This is a genomic window from Paenochrobactrum gallinarii, assembly GCF_014205685.1.
GTDB classification, from domain to species: domain Bacteria; phylum Pseudomonadota; class Alphaproteobacteria; order Rhizobiales; family Rhizobiaceae; genus Paenochrobactrum; species Paenochrobactrum gallinarii.
In genome coordinates, this window is sequence record NZ_JACIIU010000058.1 from 1 (window position 1) to 3539 (window position 3539).

The 3539-nt window shown below is 43.5% G+C and carries 4 protein-coding genes; 2 read left to right on the forward strand and 2 right to left on the reverse strand.

The features are described 5' to 3' along the window. A partial coding sequence (locus FHS77_RS15700; RefSeq protein WP_184224858.1) for a transposase occupies positions 1–440 on the reverse strand: 440 nt, incomplete at its 3' end. Between the two features lie 289 nt (positions 441–729). After that, positions 730–990, reverse strand: coding sequence for a hypothetical protein (locus tag FHS77_RS15705; RefSeq protein WP_184224859.1), 261 nt, complete (start codon positions 988–990; stop codon positions 730–732). Positions 991–1062: 72 nt separating this feature from the next. On the opposite strand from FHS77_RS15705, the gene FHS77_RS15710 reads away from it, so the two are divergent. Beyond that, positions 1063–1545 carry a helix-turn-helix domain-containing protein gene (locus FHS77_RS15710; protein ID WP_184224860.1) on the forward strand — a complete coding sequence of 161 codons (483 nt, stop codon included), beginning with the start codon at positions 1063–1065 and terminating at the stop codon, positions 1543–1545. 103 nt (positions 1546–1648) lie between these two features. After that, positions 1649–2842 carry a DNA cytosine methyltransferase gene (locus tag FHS77_RS15715; RefSeq protein WP_343061035.1) on the forward strand — a complete coding sequence of 398 codons (1194 nt, stop codon included), beginning with the start codon at positions 1649–1651 and terminating at the stop codon, positions 2840–2842. The last annotated feature ends 697 nt before the right edge of the window (positions 2843–3539 follow it).

Below are 3539 nucleotides of genomic sequence, written 5' to 3' on the forward strand. Positions count from 1 at the left end.
GGATAAAGGCTGTCTAATGCCCTGTTTTGCCATTCGGTGACCTGTTCAATGACAGCATCCGTAACCTTACTAATGAGGGAGGCGGAAACGTCTGCGTCATACATTTCTTTGAAGAAAGCCACGATTTCTCTATTCGTCATGCCCTTGGCATAAAGCGACAAGATTTGATCATCCATACCGGTGATACGTGTTTGATGCTTTTTTATCAGCTGCGGCTCGAATGAACCGTCTCGATCACGGGGAATTTCCAAGGTTAATTGACCGTCCGGAGAAGTGACGGTCTTCTCACTAAAGCCATTACGGGCATTAGCCGACTTTCGAGGTTGATGCTTCTCATAGCCAAGATGCTCGGAAAGTTCTGTGTTAAGAGCTGCTTCGATCATGACCTTTTTGAAAATAGAGGAAATTTGGTTTAAATCTTCAGGTGATTTTAAACCCATTTGACGGCTGCCAAAGAACGGGTATTCGTGAAGGTGCGATCAATCTCATTCATAAGTTTCAGCGTTTCTGGATCAATTCCGACAGGCGTATAATATATTGATGGCCGGTTGATTTCAGAATTGTGTTTATAGCCTGTAGTCCAGCCAGATTGGAGATGCCGCTCTTAACTTTTTATATTGCCGACGCTAAATCGTGCCGGCAATATGATCAATAAATTTAGTGAAACCTAAAACCTGATAATTCAGATATTCATTAATGCATTACTACGACTTAAAAAGCGTTGTAGTTTCAGCGTTCTAGACGATGTAAATTTTTAGCATATTCATACAGATAGGTATCGACATATTGCAAATGATCTATCGCTTCCTCAATATAATTGGTTGCTTGTTTACGCTCATAAGATATCCCTCGCTTAACAACCAAATCTGGTCCAAATTTATTAATTAAATTTATAATTGAATCCAGTTCGTTAATTGTATTAATCAATCGATCCTGAATTTTCTCTGCTACATTCAAAGGATAGTCAGTTTCGGTGGTAATTGTCTGCATGTATAATTTTCCCTTACTATTATTATTAATATGACTAACATTACACATTGCAGATTGTTAGTCAAATTAATAATGTCGGTACCAAGTGAATTAAGAGAAATTGATGAAGCCAATATGGAGAACAATGTGAAAAAGCATTTTATTGCTGAATGGCGACAGGAAAAATGTCTCTCACAAACGGAGCTGGCGCGTCTTATTGACCTAACACCGTCCAGTATCAGTCAAATTGAAAGCGGTCGAACTGGTTACACGCAGGCGACACTTGAAAAAATAGGGGAGGCCTTAAAAGTTTCGCCAGCGACGCTCCTTAGCTGCAATCCATTAGAATTAGTCTATGAAGCAGAGGAGGATGCTAAATATCAGTTTTTACCGGAAGTCGAAAATCTCTTACGCTCTATGAGCACTATACAAAGAGCGCTTGCCCTTGAACTTTTACTGGCGATTAAAAAGAATGATGAACTTTCACAAAAATGGGAGCGAATAAAAAATCCTCCACCAAAAGAGGGATTTGCTTTACATCGGCCTGTACCGGACGAGCGCTTTCGAATGCGATGATAATCTGCCGTGCGTTATGTATGATTTAAACATAGCGCATTTCCTACAATTTACAGTGTAAATTGTAACGGATATATACGTTACAAATATCGGGGGATTTTTTGTGCGTGCAGTTGAGTTGTTTTGTGGTGCTGGGGGCATGTCACTAGGACTTCAGCGTGCAGGCGTGGATATCATTCAAGCCTATGATGCATGGTCTCCAGCGGTTGAAACTTATCGGCATAATTTAGGTCACCATGTTAGCCAGCGCGATTTGAAAGATATTTTTGAGATGGGGCCGTTGATCGCTGATCTGTCACCGGATCTGATTTGCGGTGGCCCTCCATGCCAGGATTATTCAGTAGCAGGCAAACGAATTGAAGGCGAAAATGCGGGGCTGACCAAAACCTTTGCGATGTTAGTCTGTATCGCACGTCCAGAATGGTTCGTCATGGAGAATGTACCACAAGCAGCGCGCTCAGATGCTTGGCAAAATGCCCGCGCTATGCTGGTAAAAGCTGGATATGGCCTGTCGGAATGTAAGCTTGATGCATCCTGGTATGGTGTTGCCCAGAAGCGTAAACGTTTATTTGTTATTGGTCGTCTTGGGGAGCAGCATGGTTTTTTAACCTCGGCACTGACTGCAGCGCGAACAAAAACACAAACTGTGATTAATGATGTTCTTGAGATTGCGGAAGGCTATGTATATTCGCGGCCCTTTAGGGCGGCGAGGGGTGTCAGAAGTGTGTATGAGCCATTTCCAACAGTTACCAGAACTTGCTGGGAACGCTTGACCGAGCGCTATCTTTCTAATCCGCATCCCAATGATCCGGTACCAGTCACAGAGGCTGCCGTTTTAACCACGCAGCAATTAGCCCAGCTTCAAGGCTTTCCCGAAAATTGGCAATGGCGAGGGGCAACGCGACAAGATATTCATCAGATGATTGCCAATGCAGTGCCATCGCCGTTGGCTGAAAGTATCGGTCGGGTCATTTTGGAACGGCATAACGCTCAAACCATCCCTCTGGTTCAGGGGCGTTTTGTGCAGTTTCTGATGAAAAAGGGTCGTTCTTATCAATCAGCACGTAATGTAAAATCGCAGCTTAATCGGGCTCGGCGTTTATTGGGTGGTCGTACGTTTACCAGTTTAGAACTCCAACTGGCCACTCTTGAGAGTGTTGAACAGTTTATTGCTTTGTCGATACGGACGAAATCAGATCTTCGCGCTGCACTTCGCAACCATTGGGACTATCAGAAGATGCAGCAGAAACAGACAAAGCCAGAAAAAATACCCTTAGTTCTCCTGCGTGCGGCCTAATCTAGCACTCTGGAATGCTTCATTCGCGCTCAAACGGGTCGAAATCTGGGTCAACTCCGTCATACGGACAAGGGGGCATGCGTGGTAGCCACGCTAAACTCTGATAAGCCGATTCAGAGTTCTATAAGTTTGATTCAAATCTATGAGAACCAGATTCAGAACTCTTGATTTGCGATTCAATGGCAAACGCTGTTTGTAATTGAAACGGTCCTGCTCTTTGCAGCAAGTAACATCGACTGACCCATCACACAATTTCAAACGAATGAGAGCATGTGGGGCCAACGCATGTGTTTGTTGAAAAATCTCACTGACAATATCTGGAAGCCTCCCATAGTCCAATCCAGTGTCAGTTAATATTCGGATAAATCTCACCAGAAACATTTGAGGGCGGTAGCACATTCGTTAAATGAGGCCTTTGCAGCATTAAAAGGCACGTCTAGTAAAAGTAAATTCCTTTATTCTGCATTCTTTCAGGTTGCCGGGACAGTGAGTTACCTTGCCCGCAATCCGATGTGAGTTACCCGCACAGCACTTCAAATTAACGGCAATGCGTTTCAATTCAGAAAAATTTGCAATAATCCGATTCAAAATTCTGGATTACCGTAAGCGGTTAGGCGAGCCCACGTATCTTTTTTCGGTCTGATGAGCGATTTTCTGCATGAATCATGTGGGAATCCTATGAGGGACAGTATGAATC